This window comes from Herbiconiux oxytropis (assembly GCF_024979315.1).
In the GTDB taxonomy this organism is placed as follows: Bacteria; Actinomycetota; Actinomycetes; order Actinomycetales; family Microbacteriaceae; genus Herbiconiux; species Herbiconiux oxytropis.
This window is the reverse complement of sequence record NZ_JANLCK010000004.1, coordinates 373,715-392,038: the sequence shown is the minus strand read 5'-3', so window position 1 is coordinate 392,038 and position 18,324 is coordinate 373,715. Positions and strand designations below refer to the sequence as shown.

At 72.2% G+C, this 18,324-nt stretch carries 14 protein-coding genes; 10 read left to right on the top strand and 4 right to left on the bottom strand.

Translation table 11 applies throughout. From position 1 onward, the window contains the following. Window positions 1-2,736 (top strand): MGH1-like glycoside hydrolase domain-containing protein, encoded by a 2,736-nt coding sequence (locus N1028_RS10365; protein ID WP_259527836.1) that lies wholly within the window; start codon window positions 1-3, stop codon window positions 2,734-2,736. On the opposite strand, the gene N1028_RS10360 is transcribed toward N1028_RS10365, so the two are convergent. Next, window positions 2,618-3,664, bottom strand: coding sequence for a DMT family transporter (locus N1028_RS10360; RefSeq protein WP_259527828.1), 1,047 nt, complete (start codon window positions 3,662-3,664; stop codon window positions 2,618-2,620). The genes N1028_RS10365 and N1028_RS10360 overlap by 119 nt on opposite strands. Before the next feature lie 9 nt (window positions 3,665-3,673). Further along, the gene (locus N1028_RS10355; protein WP_259527826.1) at window positions 3,674-3,988 is read right to left on the bottom strand and encodes a hypothetical protein; all 315 of its coding nucleotides are present in this window, start codon (window positions 3,986-3,988) and stop codon (window positions 3,674-3,676) included. A gap of 115 nt (window positions 3,989-4,103) precedes the next feature. On the opposite strand from N1028_RS10355, the gene N1028_RS10350 reads away from it, so the two are divergent. Further along, entirely contained in the window at window positions 4,104-5,780 is a 1,677-nt protein-coding gene (locus tag N1028_RS10350; protein WP_259527818.1) for a M20/M25/M40 family metallo-hydrolase, read from the top strand. A gap of 50 nt (window positions 5,781-5,830) precedes the next feature. Beyond that, the gene (locus tag N1028_RS10345; RefSeq protein ID WP_259527815.1) at window positions 5,831-7,420 is read left to right on the top strand and encodes a family 14 glycosylhydrolase; all 1,590 of its coding nucleotides are present in this window, start codon (window positions 5,831-5,833) and stop codon (window positions 7,418-7,420) included. Window positions 7,421-7,499: 79 nt separating this feature from the next. Here the strand turns inward: N1028_RS10345 and N1028_RS10340 are convergent, their stop codons facing one another. Next, complete coding sequence (locus N1028_RS10340) at window positions 7,500-8,231, bottom strand: GAP family protein (RefSeq protein ID WP_259527813.1); 732 nt, start codon at window positions 8,229-8,231, stop codon at window positions 7,500-7,502. Between the two features lie 136 nt (window positions 8,232-8,367). Between N1028_RS10340 and N1028_RS10335 the strand changes: the two genes are divergently transcribed. The 6 genes from N1028_RS10335 to N1028_RS10310 are packed head-to-tail and all read left to right on the top strand — an operon-like array spanning window position 8,368 to window position 15,046. Beyond that, window positions 8,368-9,735 carry a F390 synthetase-related protein gene (locus N1028_RS10335; protein WP_259527811.1) on the top strand — a complete coding sequence of 456 codons (1,368 nt, stop codon included), beginning with the start codon at window positions 8,368-8,370 and terminating at the stop codon, window positions 9,733-9,735. Between the two features lie 46 nt (window positions 9,736-9,781). Then, complete coding sequence (locus N1028_RS10330) at window positions 9,782-10,891, top strand: NAD-dependent epimerase/dehydratase family protein (RefSeq protein WP_259527809.1); 1,110 nt, start codon at window positions 9,782-9,784, stop codon at window positions 10,889-10,891. After that, window positions 10,891-11,901: a 3-oxoacyl-ACP synthase III family protein gene (locus N1028_RS10325; protein WP_259528118.1), complete on the top strand. Its 1,011-nt coding sequence runs from the start codon at window positions 10,891-10,893 to the stop codon at window positions 11,899-11,901. The genes N1028_RS10330 and N1028_RS10325 overlap by 1 nt, the downstream gene beginning before the upstream one ends. Beyond that, window positions 11,898-13,148, top strand: coding sequence for a cytochrome P450 (locus tag N1028_RS10320; protein ID WP_259527806.1), 1,251 nt, complete (start codon window positions 11,898-11,900; stop codon window positions 13,146-13,148). The genes N1028_RS10325 and N1028_RS10320 overlap by 4 nt, the downstream gene beginning before the upstream one ends. A gap of 9 nt (window positions 13,149-13,157) precedes the next feature. Then, on the top strand, window positions 13,158-14,195 hold the full coding sequence (locus N1028_RS10315; protein WP_259527804.1) for a zinc-binding dehydrogenase: 1,038 nt from the start codon (window positions 13,158-13,160) through the stop codon (window positions 14,193-14,195). Beyond that, window positions 14,192-15,046: a carbon-nitrogen hydrolase family protein gene (locus tag N1028_RS10310; RefSeq protein WP_259527782.1), complete on the top strand. Its 855-nt coding sequence runs from the start codon at window positions 14,192-14,194 to the stop codon at window positions 15,044-15,046. The genes N1028_RS10315 and N1028_RS10310 overlap by 4 nt, the downstream gene beginning before the upstream one ends. 51 nt (window positions 15,047-15,097) lie before the next feature. Here the strand turns inward: N1028_RS10310 and N1028_RS10305 are convergent, their stop codons facing one another. Next, a complete protein-coding gene (locus tag N1028_RS10305; protein WP_259527780.1) occupies window positions 15,098-16,294 on the bottom strand; it encodes a pyridoxal phosphate-dependent aminotransferase in 1,197 nt (398 codons plus the stop codon). A gap of 135 nt (window positions 16,295-16,429) precedes the next feature. Here N1028_RS10305 and N1028_RS10300 point away from each other — a divergent pair, with 135 nt between their 5' ends. Further along, window positions 16,430-18,232 (top strand): S1C family serine protease, encoded by a 1,803-nt coding sequence (locus N1028_RS10300; RefSeq protein WP_259527778.1) that lies wholly within the window; start codon window positions 16,430-16,432, stop codon window positions 18,230-18,232. The last annotated feature ends 92 nt before the right edge of the window (window positions 18,233-18,324 follow it).

The window sequence follows — 18,324 nt, the reverse complement described above, 5'->3', positions numbered from 1 at the left end:
ATGAGCGTTCCGCAGACCGCCGAGCACCGCAGACTCGCCGAGGCGGCGGCCGGCGGCTGGCGCGACTGGGGCCCCTACCTCGCCGAGCGCGCCTGGGGCACGGTGCGCGAGGACTACAGCGCCGACGGCGACGCCTGGAACTTCTTCCCGCACGACCACGCCCGCTCGCGCACCTACCGGTGGAACGAGGACGGCATGGCCGGCTTCTGCGACGCCGGTCAGAGCTGGTGCCTCGGTCTCGCACTCTGGAACGGAGCCGACCCCATCCTCAAGGAGCGGATGTTCGGGCTCTCCGGCCCCGAGGGCAACCACGGCGAAGACGCCAAGGAGTACTGGTGGTACCTCGACGGCACCCCCACGCACTCGTTCCAGCGCTGGCGCTACCACTACCCGCAGCGCGCCTTCCCCTACGAGGAGCTCGTCGACGAGAACGCCCGGCGCTCGAAGGACGAGCCGGAGTACGAGCTCGTCGACACCGGGATCTTCGACGACGGGCGCTACTGGGCCGTCACCGTCGACTACGCCAAGGCGGGCCCGCACGACCTGCTCATGACGATCACCGTGGAGAACGCCGGTCCTGAGGCGGCCACCATCCACCTGCTCCCCACGCTGTGGCTCCGCAACACCTGGTCGTGGGGCGGGGATCCGGCGCCGAAGCCCGTCATCCGCTCGTCGCGACCGGGGTCTGCGGCGCTCCACCGCGCCGACGGCGACGACCTCGTGATCGAGTCCGACGGCGACGACGCCGTGCTGCTCTGTGAGAACGAGACCAACGTGGGCCGGCTCTTCGGCGAGATGGGCGGCACGGCGTATCCGAAGGACGGGATCAACGACCACGTCGTCGGCGGACTGCCCACCGTGAACCCGGCCGGTGAGGGCACGAAGGCCGCCCTGCACCGGGTGCTCACCGTGGCGCCGGGGGCCAGGGCGACCATGCGGATCCGGCTGCGGGTGGCGGATGCCGGGGCGTCGCATCCGTTCGCCGATGACGGCGACGCGGGTTTCGACCGGATGGTGGCCGAGCGGGCCCGGGAGGCCGACGAGTTCTACGCCGCCGTGCTGCCGCCGGCCACGACCACCACCGAGGCCGTGGTGGCGCGCCAGGCGTTCGCCGGGCTCACCTGGTCGAAGCAGTTCTACCACTTCGACGTGCGGCGCTGGCTCGCGGGCGACCCCGTCTCGCCGCCCCCTCCTCCCGAGCGCCGCGGCATCCGCAACGGCGACTGGCGGCACCTGGCCGGCCACGACGTCATCCTCATGCCCGACCCCTGGGAGTACCCGTGGTTCGCGGCCTGGGACCTCGCGTTCCACTGCGTGACCCTCGCCCACATCGATCCGGAGTTCGCCAAGCAGCAGCTCGTGCTCATCCTGCGCGAGTGGTACATGCACCCCAACGGTCAGCTGCCGGCCTACGAGTGGGACTTCGGAGACGCGAACCCGCCGATCGAGGCGTGGGCGGCGCTCCGCGTGTTCGAGATCGACGGCGGGCGCGACTTCACCTTCCTCGGCCGGGTGTTCCACAAGCTCCTGATGAACTTCACCTGGTGGACCAACAACAAGGACCACGGCGACAACAACCTCTTCGAGGGCGGCTTCATGGGCCTCGACAACATCGCGCCGCTCGACCGCTCCACGCTGCCGCCCGAGGTGGGCGTGCTCGAGCAGGCCGACTCGACGGCGTGGATGGCGACCTACGCGCTGCACCTGCTGTCGATGGCCCTCCTGCTGACCAGCCACGACCCGGCCTACGAAGACGTGGCGACGAAGTTCTTCGAGCACTTCCTCGTGATCGCCGACTCCGCCAACGACGCCGGTCTCTGGGACGAGGAGGACGCTTTCTACTACGACGTGCTGCACCTCGCCGACGGCCGCTCCGTGCCGATGAAGGTGCGCTCGCTCGTGGGGCTCATCCCGGTGACCGCGGCGCTCGTGTTCGACCGGGCGCGGATGGGACGGCTCGACGAGTTCGTGCACCGCGGCCAGGTGTTCCTCGAGCGGAACCCCGGGTTCTCACGCCTCGTGCACATCCGCGGCGATGAGGAGGGCGGCTTCCGGAGCCTCCTCGCCCTCGTGGAGCCCGAGCGGCTCGAGCGCGTGCTGCACCAGGCGCTCGACCCGGCGACCATGCTCTCGCCCTACGGCATCCGGAGCATCTCGGCCTGGCACCGCGAGCACCCGTTCCGGGTGGAGGTGGACGGCGTCGAGGCCGTGGTCGACTACGAGCCGGGGGAGTCGACCTCGGGACTGTTCGGCGGCAACTCGAACTGGCGGGGCCCCGTGTGGTTCCCGCTCAACGTCATGATCATCGAGTCGCTGCGCGGCTACGACGTGAGCCTCGGCGAGGAGCACCGGATCGAGTACCCGGCGGGGTCGGGGCAGACGCACACGCTCGGTCAGGTCGCCGACGACCTGTCCTCCCGGCTGCTGTCGCTGTTCGTCGGAGACCCGTCGGCGCCGGGCGGTGGGCCGCGGCCCTCGGATGCGCGGTATCCGCTGCTGTCCACCGACCCCCGCTGGCGCGACGGCATCCTCTTCTACGAGTACTTCCACGGTGACACGGGTCAGGGCCTCGGGGCCTCCCACCAGACGGGGTGGACGGCACTCGTGGCCCACGTCGTCATGACGAGGAAGACCCGGCCGCAGCCTCTTCTCGCTGCCGACGGCGGCCCGCGGCATCCAGCTTCCGGCTCTTTCCCGGGCCCTGTCGCCGATCCGGCAGCCAGCCCGGGGCGGTGAGCACCACGAGGCCGGCGGCGAGCACCACGAGCCCGGTGGCCGAGAGGGCGCCGAGGCTCTCACCGAGCACGGCGACCCCGAGGATCGTGGCGGTGAGGGGCTCGGCGAGGGTGAGGGTGGAGACGGTCGACGCGTTCAGCCTGGCGAGGCCCCAGCCGAAGAGCACGTAGGCCACGGCGGTGGTGACGACACCGAGCCACAGGGCCACGGCGACGCCCTCGGGGGTGGCGAGCCAGCTCATGTCGCTCGTGAGAAGCACCGGCACACTGAGGAGCGCGGCGGTGCCGAAGACAGCCCCCATCGACGCCGTGGGTGCCCAGCCGCGGTCGAGCAGGGCCTTCGCGGCGAGGGTGTAGACGGCGTACGACGCGCCGGCGCCCACCGAGGCGAGGATGCCGGGGAGGCTGATGGCGGTGGCGGCGGACTGTCCGGTGCCGGCGCCGGTGATGCCGAGCCACTCGGCGGGGAGGCCGCTCATGAGCACGACCCCGGCGGTGGCGATGACGGTCGCGAGGAGCCAGACGAGGCCGGGGAAGCGGCGGTGCAGGAGCCAGTCGAGCACCCCCGTGAGCACGGGTGCCGAGCCGAGGGCCACGACCGTGCCGACGGCCACGCCGTTCTGGGCCGTTCCGAGGAAGAAGGCGGGCTGGTAGGCGAGCACGCCGAGGCCGCCGATGGCGACGAGCACCCAGGAGGGCAGGCGCCGGGCGTGCGGTGCGGAGCCGGTCCGGGCCCCTTCGCGCTCCCGGCGTGACCGGCGCACCCGCACCAGGCCCGGCAGGGCGAGGGCCGCGAGCAGACCGCCGCCGATCAGGATGCGGGCGGCGCCGATCGAGACCGACGACGCGCCCTCGGGCCCGAAGGCCTGTGCGGTGCCCGTGGTGCCGAAGCAGACGGCGGCGAGGAGCACGGCGAGCACGGGGGCCATGACATATTGTTACACAATCTGCGATGCGGCGATCACGAGCACGGAACCGAGGGCGACCGCCGTGAGCAGCCCGAAGCCGATCGCGAGCAGGATCAGGCGCAGCCGCAGCCCGCGCACGAGCAGTCGCACCTCCACCATCGCCACGTAGAGCAACGCGATCACGACGATCCCGGCGATGGCGATCCCGCTCGAGTTCACCTGCTGCAGCGAGAACAGCAGCACGATCGAGATCACCGCCGTGATGGCTCCCGTCACGAGCCACACGGTGCCGCTCGACGTGGTGAGAGCGGGCTGGTTCCCCATCTTCGTCGGGTCGTCATCCATGCCCGGAGTCTACGTCCCTGTTTCGGTCGTGTAACCACTTGTCGAGGGGCTTGCTTTGTGCCCCCAGGACGGGGGTAACCTTCGACAAACGTTCACGCGACAAGGGGAGCACCACGTGAAGAGAAGTCAGCGCAGACTCGCAGCATTCGGGATCGGATCGGGGGTCGTCCTGGCGGCCGCCGGTGCCGGTGGGTCGGCCGCATTCGCGGTCGATCCGGCGGATCTCGAGAGCCGGGTCACGGTCGAGGGCGTGTACGCGCACCTCGAGGCCCTGCAGGCGATCGCGGATGCGAACGACGGCAACCGCGCCATCGGCACCTCGGGCTACGAGGCGAGCGGCGCCTACATCGAGGAGGTGCTGACCGCGGCGGGCTACTCGCCGGTGCGGCAGGAGTTCCAGGCCACCTCGCAGTCGATCGACGCGTTCTCCATCACGCTGCTCGGCACCACGCAGAACCTGGACACGGTCGACGGCGACCGGATCCCCATGGAGGGCACGACGGCCACCCCCGAGGCGGGCATCGTGGGGGCCGAGCTCGTGGCTCCGGCCACAGCGACGGGCTGCAACGTCGACGAGTGGGGCGATGTCGACGCCACCGGCAAGGTCGCCGTGGTCAGCCGCGGCATCTGCTCCTTCGCCGAGAAGGATCTCGCTGCGGCCGCGGCCGGCGCGGTGGCCGTGCTCGTCTACAACAGCGAGGAGGGGCCGCTCAACGGAACCCTCGGCGAGCAGCTGCCTGAGTACATCCCGGCCGTCGGGCTCACCCAGGCCGAGGGCCAGGCGGTGCTCGCCGCCCTCGCGGAGGGGCCGCAGACCGTCGACCTGCAGCTGCAGGAGACCACGACCTCGGTCGACACGTTCAACATCATCGCCGAGACCTCCACGGGCCGCGCCGACAACACGGTCATGCTCGGAGCGCACCTCGACTCGGTGCCGGAAGGCGCGGGCATCAACGACAACGGCAGCGGATCGGCCGCCATCCTCGAGACCGCGGTGCAGCTGGCCGCTTCAGGCGAGCTGAACAACCAGGTGCGGTTCGCCTGGTGGGGTGCCGAGGAGGTGGGCCTCGTGGGCTCCACCCACTACGTGGAGGACCTCGCCGAGAACGACCCGGCCGAGCTCGACGAGATCGCGACCTACCTCAACTTCGACATGGTGGCCTCGCCGAACTACGTGATCAGCGTCTACGACGCCGACCAGTCGACGTTCGAGGCGCCGGTCGAGGTGCCCGAGGGCTCCATCGCCACGGAGAAGGCCTTCACCGACTACTTCGACGCCGGCGGTCAGCCCTGGATCGACACGGCCTTCGACGCCCGGAGCGACTACGACGCCTTCATCACCTACGGGGTGCCGGCATCCGGACTCTTCACCGGGGCCGACGACGTCAAGACGGCGGAGCAGGTGGCGCTCTTCGGCGGCACCGAGGGGATCATCCAGGACCCGAACTACCACACGGCCGGCGACGACATCTCGAACGTCAACACCGAGGCGCTCGGGATCATGATCGGCGCGATCGCGTCGGTCACGGGATCGCTCGCCAACGACACGTCCGCCATCAACGGCGTGCTGCCGCCCGTGGTGCCGACGCCCGACCCCACGGTCACCCCGACCCCGACCCCGACGCCCACCACGGGCCCTGCCGGTGGCCCCGGCGGTGAGCTCGCCGCGACCGGTGCGAACGCGGAGGCGCTGAACCTGCTGCCGCTCGCCACGCTCGTGCTGGCCGCCGGCGTCGCCCTCGTGGCGGTGCGGATGCGCCGCCCCACCCAGGCGGTCGCCGACCAGGAGTAGGTGCAAAGTACTCAGACGAGGCGGTGGCCGCGCGAACCTAACGTGTGGGGATGAGAATCCGCATCCCCTCCCGATCAGGGCTCGCATCAGCGGCCGCCGCCCTCGTCGTGTCCGGCGTCGTCGCCGGCGGCCTGTTCGTGCCCGGCGCCTCGGCCGCCCCACCCGCCCTCGATCCGCGCAGCGCCGATCCGGGCTCTGCTCTGCTGTCATCCGGCCCGGCCGAGACCGTCAACGTGATGGCACCGCTCTGGGTCGACGACTGGGCCACGGGCGGGCCCGAGTGGCGGGCCTTCACGTCATCGCTCGCCGTGGCCTCTGCCCAGGGCGTCGACGCGGTGGCGATCGACGTCTGGTGGGGAGCGGTGGAGCCCACCCTCGGGGTCTACGACTGGTCGTACTACGAGAAGGCGTTCGCGGCCATCACCGGGGCCGGGCTCGATCTCGTGCCGCTCATGTCGTTCCACGAGTGCAAGAGCAACGTGGGCGACGACTGCGACATCTCGGTGCCCTCGTTCGTCTGGGAGCCCGTCAGCATCTGCGGCATCGCCGGCTGCAGCACGCCCGTGCCGGCCGACAACCACTTCGTGAGCGAGTACGGCAACGCCAACCGCGAGGCGCCGGCGCCGTGGGGCGCGGGCGTCGATCGCACCCTTCACCAGCAGCAGGAGTTCATGGAGGCGTTCGAGCAGCACTTCGGCTCGGGCGCCACGGACTACACCGGTTCGATCCAGGAGATCACGATCGGCACGGGTCCGGCCGGGGAGCTCCGCTACCCGTCGTACGCGGCGCACGACTCGAAGGTGCCCGGCAACCCGGCGGGCTACCCCAACCGGGGCACCTTCCAGAGCTACACGCCCGCGGCGGTGCGCGACTTCGCCGACTGGGCAGTGGCGCGCTACGGTTCGGTCGCCGGCGTCGGGGCCGCGTGGAGCATCCCCGGCCTCACCTACTCCGCGATCTCGCCGCCCACCGACCACGAGCGCTTCATCACCTCGGGCTCATACCGCACGCTCGCCTACGGGCGCGACTTCACGCGCTGGTACAGCGAGAGCCTGCTCTCGCACGGCCGCGACGTCGTCGAGCGGGCCTCGGCGGCGTTCGACGAGGAGTTCGCGACGGTGCCGCTCGGTCTCAAGATCCCGGGCGTGCACTGGCAGACGATGGCCACGAGCCCCATGCAGCGAGTGCCCGAGATCGCCGCGGGGCTCGTGCACACCGACCAGGACTACGCCTCCGCGTCGACCGGGCACGGCTACGACCCGCTCCTGGCGATCGTCGACGAGCTGTCGTCGGGGCCCGGTGCGCACGACGTGCGGCTGCACTTCACGGCGCTCGAGATGCCGGACGGCCGGGAATGGGACGGGGCAGACCACGCCTACTCCGATGCGGCGTCGCTCGTGACCTGGGTGGGAGACGCCGCCCGGCGTGCGGGGGTCACCCTGAAGGGCGAGAACGCCCTCGCCGACAACCTGCGCCAGGTGGGCACGCCGTCCACGGTCGGCTGGCTGCACATCCGCGACGCGTTCTCCGGCCCCGCGCCGGCCTACAGCGGCATCACCCTGCTGCGCCTGGCCGACGTCGTGGTGCCGGGCTCCACGGGCCGCCTCGAGCTCGAGCGCTTCCTCCGCGACTTCTCGTGACCCCATCCGTCGAGACGTCACTTTCCACACCACTCCGCGGGCCGAAGTGTGAGGAGTGACGTCTCGGCGGGCGGCGGGGTCAGTAGCGGGCGAGGCCGCTGCCGACGATCACGGTGCCGAGCACGAGGAGCACGATCGTGGTCACGACGGCACTGTTGCGGTCGATCCACTCGTGGATCTCCTGCAGGGGCCGACGGGTGCGCTCGGGGTCGCTCACGGCGAAGATGATGGGCGCGGCAAGGGTGGAGATGCCGAGCACCACGAAGATCGCGATCGCGATCGTGGTGGGGGCGAGCGGTTCTCCGCCCGCCGCGATCGCGACACCGGCGGCCATCGTGAGCAGCAGGTTCTTCGGCCGCAGCATGAGCACGAAGCCCACGCCGAGGCTCGGAAGGGGGCCGAGCGTCGTGACCTTGTTCATCCACCGCTGGGTCGCACCGGGGGGAGGGGCGTCGTCGAGGGAGGCCAGCTCGTCGAGGGCGGAGAGCGGCGACCCGGTGATGGCCCGGCGGGCCCGCCTGGCGCGCACGAGGCGGATGATCGCGAGCAGCAGCAGCGCGGCGCCCAGCACGAGCTCGATGCTGCCGAACAGCGGGCTCTCGTCGGCCGACGGGGGAGGAGGCAGCAGCGAGGCGACGGCCGTGAACAGCACGGTGAGCCCGGCGAGCCCGACCACCGCTCCGATGAGGTAGGCGAGGCCCGACCATCGCCCGCGGGGCGAGAGCAGGATGAGCACCATCACGACGATCGGCACCGAGCTGAGCGCCACGCCGAGGGCGAGGGGCAGGATGTGTCCGATGATCGGCGCCATCCCGTCATTCTAGGAGGCGCCCGGTCGGCGCCTGAGCGCGGACTCCGCCAACGCTGCGCTCGTCCGGGGCCCCCTGCTGCCCGAAGGGTGGCAGGGGTGGCGAAGTCCGCGCGGGCGGCTCGAATAGCATGGCCGGGTGCCGCGCTCCTGGAATGACCGTGCGCTCGTGGCCGTGCTGCTCGCGCGGTTCGTGCGAGCGCGCTGGGGCTATCGCTTCCGCTCCCGTGCGCGCTTCGACGCGTGGCAGCGCCGGCGACTCGCGCGGTTCCTCCGGCGCCTCGGCACGGTTCCCCACTACGCCGGGGTCGCCCAGCCCGCCGGGGTGGAGCTGAGCGCTCTGCCCGTGGTCGACAAGGGGGTGCTGCTCGAGCACTTCGACGGGCTCAACTCCCGCGGGGTGCGGCTGGCCGACGCACTCGGGGTGGCGCTCGAGGCCGAGCGCACGCGCGACTTCGCGCCCCTCGTGGCGGGAGACCTCACGGTGGGGCTCTCGAGCGGCACGTCCGGGCGCCGCGGCGCCTTCCTCGTGAGCCCGCGCGAGCGGATGCTGTGGGCCGGCACCGTGCTCGCCCGCGTGCTCGATCGGCGGAGCGTGGGGCAGCTGCTCCGGCTGTGGGCGCCCCCTGTGCGCATCGCGTTCTTCCTGCGTGCGGGCGGCAACCTCTACGAGTCGGTGGCGAGCTCGCGCATCCGCTTCTCGTTCCACGACCTCACCGAGCCCTTCGACACCCACGTGGCTGCGCTCGATGCGAGCGCGGCGGCGGGCGCAGGCCCCCATGTGCTCGTGGCCCCCGCCTCGGTGCTCGGCGCGCTGGCTGAGCGTGCCCATGACGGCAGGCTGCGCATCCGGCCCCGGCTCGTCATCTCGGTGGCGGAGGTGCTGGAGCCCGAGGTGGCGGAGCGCATCCGGAGGGAGTGGGGCCGCACGCCGCGGCAGGTGTACCAGGCGACGGAGGGTCTGCTCGCCCTCACCTGCGAGCACGGCTCCCTGCACCTCAACGAGGAATCCGTGCACGTGGAGCGCGAGTGGCTCGACGCGGAACGCACCCGCTTCACCCCGATCGTGACCGACTTCGACCGCCGCACCCAGATCATCGCCCGCTACCGGCTCGACGACGTGCTGCGCGTCGATCCCGCGGCGCCCGCCTGCCCGTGCGGGCGGGTCACCACCGTGCTCGCTGCCGTCGACGGGCGAGCGGATGCGGTGCTGCGGTTTCCTCATGAGTGCGGCCTGCGCGAGGTCGAGCTGTTCCCGGATGTCGTGCGCCAGGCCATGGCCGCCGCCTCCGACGCGTATGCCGACTGGCGCATCCGGCAGCGCGGACTCGATCTGCATGTCTCCCTGGCGAGCCCGGCTCCCGGAGCCGAGGCGCGGGTGCACGACCTCCTCGAGCGCCTCCTGCAGTCTCATGAGGGGCGCGCCGTCGTCGTCTTCGATCCCTGGGAGGCTGCGGATCCGACCGTCAAGGCGCGTCGGATCGTGCGCGAACCGGCTCGCGGATGAGCCGGCATACCGTTCGGGGCATGGATCTCGTGATGGGCTGGGCCGCATGACCGACACGACGGCGACGCGGGTGCTGGTGACGGGGGCCTCCGGCTTCGTCGGCGGTGCCCTGATGGGGCGATTGCGTCGTGAGCCCGGCATCGAGGCCATCGGCATCGGCCGCCGCCGGCTCGACGACGCCGACTACCGCTCTCTCGACCTCACGAGCCCGGATGCGGCGTCCCGGCTCGCGGCCCTCCGCTGGCCCTCGGACGGCCAGGTCGGCACCGGGCCCGACGTGATCGTGCACGCCGCCGCGCGGAGCAGTCCGTGGGGCACGCGGGCGGAGTTCGAACGGGAGAACGTGGAGGCCACGCGCGCGGTGCTCGACCACGCCGCGCGGCTGCCTCGACGACCGCGGGTGGTGCTCGTGTCGACGGCGTCGGTGCTCTACCGCGCCCACGACCAGCTGGAGGTTCCGGACGACGCGCCGGCCGGTCGGCCGTTCGTGAACCACTACGCGGCCACCAAGCACGCCGCCGAAGAGCTCGTCCGCGCCGCAGGAGGCGACTGGGTTGTGCTCCGGCCACGTGCCGTGTTCGGCCCGGGCGACACGACCCTGTTCCCGCGCATCGTGGAGGCGGCGCGCCGCGGCAGGTTTCCGCGCCTCCGGGCCGAGCGTGGCCCGACCCCCGTCGTGAATGCCGACCGGTCAGGACTCGGTGAGCGGCCGCGGCGGGGATGGCCCGTCGTCTGCGATCTCGTGCCTGTGGAGACGCTCGTCGAGTACCTCCTGCGGGCCTGCCACGAGCCCGCGGTGCTCGGCCGCACCCTCACGGTCACCGGCGGGGAGACCGTGGAGCTCGAGCCTGCGGTCCGGGGCATCCTGAGCGCTGCAGGGGTGCCGTACCCCGCGCGCGAGGTGCCGAGGGCGCTCGCTCTCGCGGCTGCGACCGTCGTGGAGACGGGATGGCGACTCACCCGTCGGCGCACGGAACCCCCGATCACGAGATACTCGGTCATCGTGTACGCGTACTCCAAGACCTTCGACGGCCGAGCCTGCCACCGGCTCCTCGGTCCGCCCCCGGTGACCGTGCACGCCGCTCTGGCCGCGTTCACGGACGGGCTCGCCGGCAGAACCGGCCGGGCCGACGCAGCAGGTGGGGCCACCTCGTGATGCGCGCCCGGATCGCCGCCGTGGCGAGCCACCTGCCGCCCGAGACGCGCTCCACCGTCGAGACCGAGGAGCGCCTCCGCCGCGAGAACCCCGGGCTGCACCTCGCGACGGGCCTCATCGGTCGGCTCACCGGGGTCGAGCGGGTGCACCTGCGGCCCGACGGCTGGCAGACCTCCGACCTCGCCGTGGCCGCCGCCCGCACGGCGCTCGAGCGCTCGCCCGGTGCGATCGACCTGCTGATCTTCGCCTCCGCCAGCCAGGATCTCATCGAGCCCGCCACGAGCCACATCGTCTCGGCGAAGCTGGGCCTCGACTGCCCCGTGCTCGACGTGAAGAACGCCTGCAACAGCGTGCTCAACGCGATGCAGGTGGCCGAGGCCCTCATCGCCACGGGGCAGTACCGGCGAGTGCTCATCGCGAGCGGCGAGCAGCCCTCGCACGCGGTGCGCTGGCGACTCGACAGTCAGGCGCAGTTCTTGAGATCCTTCGCGGGCTACACGATGAGCGACGCGGGCGCCGCCGTCATCCTCGAAGCCGGCGACCCCGAGACGACCGACGTCGCCCCTGGCATCCTCGGCAGCCGCTTCGTGGCGCGCTCCGAGCACTGGGCCGTCGGCACCCTCCCCACCGGCGGCTCGGTCAACCCGCACGCCCAGGGCGGCAGCTACTTCGACATGGACGGCGGCGCCCTGCAGCGCGCCTTCGCCGAGCTCGGGGTCGGCCTCGTGCAGGAGACCCTCGCCTCCCTCGGCTTCGGCGTCGACCAGCTCGACTTCGTGGCCGTGCACCAGGTGGCGCTCGCCTACCACGAGACCATCTCCGGGGTGCTCGGTCTCGACAGCGACCGCACCGTCGTCACCATCGCCCGCCACGGCAACCTCGCCTCGGCGACGCTCCCACTCCAGCTCGAGCTGGCCCTCGCGAGCGGCACCGTGGGGCCCGGCAGCCTCGTGGGACTCGTGGGCCTCGCCGGCGGCATCTCCCTCGGCGCCATGGTGGTGCGCCTGTGAGCCGGCAGCCGGCACCCGGCCCCGAGCGGGCGTGGGAGGAGCGCGTGCAGCGCGCGGCGCATCCGCTCGTCTACCCGCTGCTCTCGCGTCTCGCCCGCCCGGTGCAGCGCATCCCGAAGGTCGGCGTGGTGGTGACCGATGCCGCCCTCCTCCGCTCGGTGCTGCTCGACACCACGAGTTTCACCAAGACCGGTCCCGGTTCGCCCGCCGACCTCTGGACCCCGGTGCTCGGGCCCTCTGTGCTGCTCAACATGGAGGGCGCCGACCACCTCGCCCTCCGGCGCCGCCTCGCCCCGCTCTTCGCGCCCGCCTACGTCGACGAACTCACCCGCCAGACGATCGGCCCGGCCACCGCCCTGCTCACCGAACGCCTCGTCGCGGGCGAGGCCGTCGACCTCGTGGCCGAGGTGCGTGAGGCCTCCGGCCAGGTGATCAGCCGCCTCGTGGGGCTCGAGCGCACCACCGGCGGCTCGATCCCCGGCGGCGAGGAGCTCTTCGCCCGCGTCTCGGCGGTCACGGGCTTCGTGCGCCTCTCCCGGCCGCGCTTCACACCGGCCCAGGTGCGCCACGCCCGCGAGGTGCTCGACGACCTCACGCGGCACGCCCGCGCCGCCTACCGCGACGCCGGCACCGGCCCCGCAGCCGACGCCGGCCCCACAGCCGACACCGTCCCCGCGCGGATGCGCGAGCTCGGCCTGAGCGAGGACGAGGCCATGGGCGCGGTCGGTGCCTTCGTGCTCACCGGCACCGAGACGCTCGTCTCCTACCTCCCGCGCATGCTCGCCATCCTCGCCGACACCGGCTGGCTCCCACGCCTCGCCCACGACCGCTCGCTGCTCGGTCCCGCCATCGGCGAGGGCCTCCGCGTCACGACCCCCTCCCCGGTGATGCTCCGCAGCGTCGCCGTCGACGCGCGGGTGGGTGCGGTCGCTGTGAGGCCGGGAGACAGGCTCGTGCTCGCGACCTTCCTCGCGAACCGCCGGGCAGGGACGGGCGCCGCCGTGCCCTTCGACCCGGAGGCCAACCCCGCCGCCGACCTCAAGCAGCTCTGGTTCGGTGCCGGAGCCCACTTCTGCCTCGGCGCCCCGCTCGCCATGGCGCAGATCGGCCTCGTGCTGAACGCCGTGCTCGATGCGGAGGCCCGCGCGCCCCTCTCCGTCACCGCACGACGTGCCCAACGCGGCACCCTCATCCCCGGCTACTCCCGACTGGTGCTCCGAGCGAGACGGCAGAGGGCGCGCCGGTAGGCTGGGCGCATGCGCGCACTCGTCTTCAACGACGCCTATTCGGTCACCATGCAGGACGTCCCGGACCCGGAGATCACGCAGTCCACCGACGCGATCGTGCGCGTGGTCGCCACCTGCGTCTGCGGCTCCGACCTCTGGTACTACCGCGGCGAGACGCGCCGCAAGGCGGGCACCCGGATCGGCCACGAGTTCATCGGCGTGGTCGAGGAGATCGGCACCGACGTGGGCGGCGTGGCCGTGGGCGACTTCGTGATCTCGCCCTTCACCTACAGCGACGGCACCTGCGTGCACTGCCTGCACGGCGTGCCCACCTCCTGCATCCACGGCGGCGTCTACGCCTCCCGCGGTGTCGACGGCGGTCAGGGCGAGCTCGTGCGCGTGCCCCAGGCCGACGGCACCCTCGTGGTGGTTCCGGGCGGCCGCCCCGACGACGCCCTAATCCCGCACCTGCTCGCCCTCACCGACGTCACCGGCACGGGCCATCACGCCGCCGTGAGCGCCGGCGTCGTGCCCGGATCCGTGGTCGCGGTGGTCGGCGACGGGGCCGTCGGCCTCTCCGGGGTGCTCGCAGCCCGCCGCCTCGGCGCCTCGCGCATCATCGCCCTCAGCCGGAACCCCGCCCGGCAGGCCGTCGCCACGGCCTTCGGCGCCACCGACCTCGTCGACCTCCGTGGTGAGGACGCCGTGGGGGCGGTCGTCGAGCTCACCGGGGGCATCGGTGCGGATGCCACGCTCGAGTGCGTGGGCACCGGCGAGTCGGTCAACACCGCCTTCGCGATCGCCCGCCCCGGTTCCCGTGTGGGGTTCGTGGGCGTTCCTCACGGCGTGGAGTTCCCGGTGGGGATCGCCTTCACGAACAACGTCGGTCTCGCCGGCGGGGTCGCGCCCGTGCGCACCTACATCCCCGGGCTGCTCGACGACGTGCTCGCCGGCACGATCGAGCCCGGCCGCGTGTTCGACCTCGAGGTGGAGTTCGAGAACCTGTCCGAGGCCTACGCGGCCATGGACGAACGCCGGGCGATCAAGGCGATGGCGAGACTGTCATGATCGGCGCGAGCAACGGCGACGGCAACGGCGACGACCTCACCACGGGCCTCGGCTTCGGCGTCGCGGTGGCGCAGTTCGCACCGAACGACGACAAGGCCCGCAATCTCGACGTCATCTCCCGCCTCGCGCGCACCGCGGCGACCCGAGGAGCCTCGCTCGTGGTGCTGCCCGAGTACTCGTCGTACTTCGCCGATCCGCTCGGCCCCGCCCTCGTCGAGAACGCCGAGCCCGTCGACGGCCCCTTCGTCACCGCCCTCTCGGCCCTCTCCGACGAGCTCGACGTGCACCTCATCGCCGGCCTCACGGCCACGGCCGACGATCCGGCACGGTTCGCCAACCTGCTCGTCGCCGTGTCTCCTGGCGAGGGGATCGTGGCCCGCTACAGCAAGCTGCACCTCTACGACGCGTTCGGCGCCCGGGAGAGCGACTGGGTGGAGGCCGGGTCGATCGCCGAGCCCCAGACGTTCTCGATCGAGGGCGTGACCATCGGCATGCAGACCTGCTACGACATCCGCTTCCCGGAGGTGTCGCGCCGCCTCGTCGACGCGGGCGCCGACCTGCTCGCGGTGCCGGCCGAATGGGTGCGCGGCCCCCTCAAGGAGCACCACTGGCGGAGCCTCGTGACCGCCAGAGCCCTCGAGAACACGGTCTACGTCGCGGCCGCCGACCAGACGCCGCCGGTCGGCGTCGGATCGAGCCTCGTGGTCGACCCGATGGGCGTGACGATCGCGTCGCTCGGCGAGCGGGAGGACGTGGCGGTCGCGTGGGTCGACCCCGCGCGGATCGACGAGGTGCGGCGCGTCAACCCGGCTCTCGCGCTCCGCCGCTTCGAGGTCGTTCCGCGCGACTGAACCCGTGCGACTGTACCCGCGCGACTGTACCCGTGCGACTGTACCCGCGTGTCAGCGCCCGAGCCTGGCCAGCTGCGCGGCCGCGCGCTCGAGCACGTCGACCTTCTTGCAGAAGGCGAACCGCACGAGGCTCGCGTACTCCCCGGCGTGCTCGTCGCTGCAGAAGGCGCTGATCGGCACCGCCACCACGCCGGCCAGTGCGGGCAGCTCCCGGCACAGCGTCGCGGCGTCGCGGTAGCCCAGGGGAGCCGCGTCGGCTACGACGAAGTAGGTGCCGTTCGGCACCGTCACGTCGAAGCCGGCCTTCTCGAGGCCCTGCGACAGCAGGTCGCGCTTCGCCTGCAGGGTGCCCGCGGTCTCGCGGAAGTACGACTCGGGCAGCCCGAGCCCCACGGCCACCGCCGGCTGGAACGGCGCACCGTTGACGTAGGTGAGGAACTGCTTCACGGCGAGCACGGCCGTGACGAGTTCGGGCGTCGACACGATCCAGCCGATCTTCCAGCCCGTGGTGCTGAAGGTCTTGCCGGCCGACGAGATGGTGACGGTGCGCTCGCGCGCGCCCGGCAGGGTCGCGACGGGGATGTGCTGCACGCCGAACACGAGGTGCTCATAGACCTCGTCGGTCACGATCACGGCGTCGTGCTCGTGCGCGAGCTCCACGATCAGCTCGAGGGTCTCGCGGGGCAGCACCGTGCCCGTCGGGTTGTGCGGGTTGTTGATCAGGATGACCTTGGTGCGGTCGGTCACGGCCGCCCGCAGCTCGTCGTGGTCGGGCAGGAAGCCGGGGAGCCGCAGCGGCACGGTGCGGTGCACGCCGCGGGCGAGGGCGATGAGGCCGCCGTAGGCGTCGTAGAAGGGCTCGAGGGTCACGACCTCGTCGCCCTCGTCGACGAGCGCGAGGATCGTGGCGGCGAGGGCCTCGGTGGCACCCGCCGTGATGAGCACCTCACGGTCGGCGTCGACCGTGAGGCCGTAGAAACGCTGCTGGTGGGTGGCTACGGCTTGCCGGAGCACGGGCATGCCGAGGCCCGGCGGGTACTGGTTGATGCCGTCGGCGATCGCGCGGCGGGCCGCTTCGAGCACCTCGGCGGGGCCGTCCTCGTCGGGGAAGCCCTGGCCGAGGTTGATGGCACCGGTGGCCTGGGCGAGCGCGCTCATCTCGGCGAAGATGGTGGAGGCGATCCTGCCGTCGGGGGAGAGCAGGCCCGCGCCGCGCGCGGTGCGCTGCCAGGATCCGGAGATGGTCATGCCTCCAACCTAGCGCCCGCTCCGAACACCCCTTTGATGGCGTGGTCTTATGGAGACGGCAGTCGGCATACAGCCTGGTCATAGAGAACGCCCAGCTTGGGTGAGGAAGCTTGCGAGTGCTTGGAAGGAGCACACATGTCAGACCGCACCGAGAACCCCGAGAACCCCGACGGTTCGCAGCACACCGAGGGTTCGCAGAACACCGAGGGTTCGCAGAACACCGAGAACGCCCGCGTCGAGGCGTCCGACGCCACCACCGCCGTGGTGCCTCCCGTCGTGCCGCCGGTGCAGGCGCAGGTTCCGGCAGTGCAGCCGACCGAGACCCACCCCCAGACCCCGACCTACCCGCAGCAGCCGACCGCCCAGCAGCCCACCGCCCAGCAGCCGACCGCCCAGCAGTCGACGGCGCAGCAGCCCACCGCGCAGCAGCCGACCCCGCAGCAGCCGCAGCCCTACGGCCAGCAGGCCACCCAGCCCTACGGCCAGCAGGCCACCCAGCCCTACGGCCAGCAGCCCACCCAGCCCTACGCGGCCCAGGCCCCCCACGCGCAGCAGACGGCCAACTACGGCAACGGCTCCTTCGGCACCCCGGCCCAGGGCGGTGCGGCCTATGGCTCCGTGCCCGACCCCACCTTCAACTCGGCCATGTACGCCGCCTCCGGCGCCTACACCGACCAGTCGCGCGCCCCCAAGCCCAAGAAGCGCCGCGGCGGCGTGGCGCTCGTGGCCGCCCTCGCCATCGGCGCCCTGATCGGCGGAGCCTCGGGCGCCGGCGTCACCGCCTGGGTCGCGAGCCAGAACGGCGGCGGCGGCTCCAGCACCGCCTCGAGCCCCACGAGCATCACGGTCAACGACCCGGAGGACGCCACCCTCGTCACCGCGGTCGCGGCCAAGGCCTCTCCCTCGGTCGTCACCATCTCGGTCTCGAGCGACGCCGGTGCGGGCACCGGATCCGGCGTCATCCTCTCCGAGGACGGCTACGTCGTGACCAACACCCACGTCGTCACCCTCGACGGCGCGGCGTCGACCCCCACCATCCAGGTGCAGACCGACGACGGCCGTCTCTTCGTGGGCACGATCGTCGGCACCGACCCGATCGCCGACCTCGCCGTGATCAAGCTCACCGACGCGAGCGGACTCACCCCGATCGAGTTCGCCGACTCCTCCGAGCTCAACGTGGGCGACACCACGATCGCCATCGGTGCGCCCCTCGGCCTCGCCGGCACCGTCACCGACGGCATCGTGAGCGCGCTGAACCGCAGCATCACGGTGGCCTCCTCGGCGGTTCCGGACACCGAGAGCGACTCCGTGCCCGACGAAGACGGCGAGCAGGGCGAGCAGGGCCCGTACGACTTCTGGAACTTCGACCTCCCCGGCCGGGAGGGCCAGGGCGGCCAGGAGGGCCAGCCGCAGGCCCCCACCACCCAGCAGTCGACCATCTCGCTCTCGGTCATCCAGACCGACGCCGCCATCAACCCCGGCAACTCGGGCGGCGCGCTGCTCGACTCCGAGGGCAAGCTCATCGGCATCAACGTGGCCATCGCGAGTGCCGGCAGCTCGTCGGGCACCGCCGGCAGCATCGGCGTGGGCTTCTCGATCCCGTCGAACCTCGTGCAGCGCGTCACCGACGAGATCATCGCGAACGGTGCCGCCACCCATGGCCTCCTCGGCGCGACCGTGGGCAACGCGAGCGCAGCGGACGGCGCGACCACCGCGGGCGCACAGATCCAGACGGTCACGGCCGGCGGCGCGGCCGAGGCGGCCGGGCTCCGCGAGGGCGACATCGTCACCTCGTTCAACGGCCTGCCGGTCTCGAACTCGACCGACCTCACCGCCCTCGTGCGCACCCTGCCGGCCGGCGGCGAGGCCGAGGTCACCTACACCCGCGGCTCGTCCTCGGACACCGTGACGGTCACCCTGGGTGAGCTCACGCCGTAATCCCGGCACCACCGAAGCGGGCTGGTAGGCTCGTCGTCGCTCGCGACGGCGGCCCCCCGGCCCGTCTTCCGTGTGCGGGCCAGAGACGACGA